We start from the raw sequence: 1,051 nt of genomic DNA on the forward strand, positions 1-1,051 counted from the left end.
ACACAAAAACACTATCACAATGAATGATTTAAGACCCTCACGAGGCTATCGAAAGATTGGTACCCGTGATCAGAGGTACAACAATGCAGTGGGTACCTTCATGATGAAAAGAAGAATTGAAAGATACTTCAGTTCTTCCTTTGATGAGGTACAGCAATGCAGACTTTCGGATCTTCTTGAAAGAATGACCCATGTAAAGCTCAATGATATTTGTAAGCTCTTGAAAAAAGAGAAACCCCTTCTTGCGATACGAATGATCGACAAAACGTTATCGAAAGTTTATGAAGCATCATGAGTATGAATTCAAAGCGAAAGATAAGAGATGTACAGGTAGAGTCGTTATTCAATACAGAAAAACCGGTGAATTTTTCAATATTCAATCTACCTTAAAGTGGAAAGGTAAGTATTTTAATAAGGACGATGCCTCTGCAAAACATTTACTAAGTGTCCTTCCCCTCCACCTTGATGGAATCGAAAATCACCCAAATTTCACGATAAAAAAGCTAGCGGATGCCGATGCTCCCGTAGATACTGAAACTTCTAAGAAGATTTCCAATTGGAATAAGTTTTACAAAAAGAAGTTCAATCTTGATTACAAGATAAAGCCAAGTGAAATAGGGAAATTAAAAAAAGTTGAAGCCACCGAAGAGCAAATTATCTTTTATCTCGAATCTACAAAATGGAATCTAGAAGCGAAAACAGTAGATGAATTTTGTGGGAAGCTAAATGTAATTAGGCGTTTGATGACGGAAGAAAAACAAAGTATAAGCTCCTTTTCTTACAGTGCAGAACACGAAGCATCTTTAGAAGGAAAAGCTCTGCAAGAATACTGGCGTAAACTCAGAAATGCAGGGTATAGATTGGATAAGTCGGGAGGAAAAAGAAACTGGGTGAAAGGTACTCCAGAGAATAAAGCTCCCCCGGAAGAACCCCAAGCCTCCGGGGAGCAGGAGAAAAAGGTTCAGCAACAAATGAATGTTTTAGCAAATAAATTTAGAACGGTATGACTCCAATATTAGAAAAAGTAGTCCAAGAAGCGATCAATCGATGT

The 1,051-nt window shown here is 37.7% G+C and carries 2 protein-coding genes; both read left to right on the top strand.

The annotated features are described in order from the left end of the window. Positions 1-295 (top strand): hypothetical protein (locus tag PL77_RS29765; RefSeq protein ID WP_044213660.1); only part of this gene is annotated, 295 nt, incomplete at its 5' end. After that, on the top strand, positions 282-1,007 hold the full coding sequence (locus tag PL77_RS29770) for a hypothetical protein (RefSeq protein WP_044213661.1): 726 nt from the start codon (positions 282-284) through the stop codon (positions 1,005-1,007). The genes PL77_RS29765 and PL77_RS29770, both read left to right, overlap by 14 nt. The last annotated feature ends 44 nt before the right edge of the window (positions 1,008-1,051 follow it).

Origin of the sequence: Flammeovirga sp. OC4 (assembly GCF_000812565.1) — a bacterium.
Classification (GTDB): domain Bacteria; phylum Bacteroidota; class Bacteroidia; order Cytophagales; family Flammeovirgaceae; genus Flammeovirga.

Excerpts from the sequence above, each read along its gene's own strand:
- PL77_RS29770 (WP_044213661.1), top strand. The coding sequence starts at position 282 with ATGAAGCATCATGAGTATGAATTCAAAGCGAAAGATAAGAGATGTACA.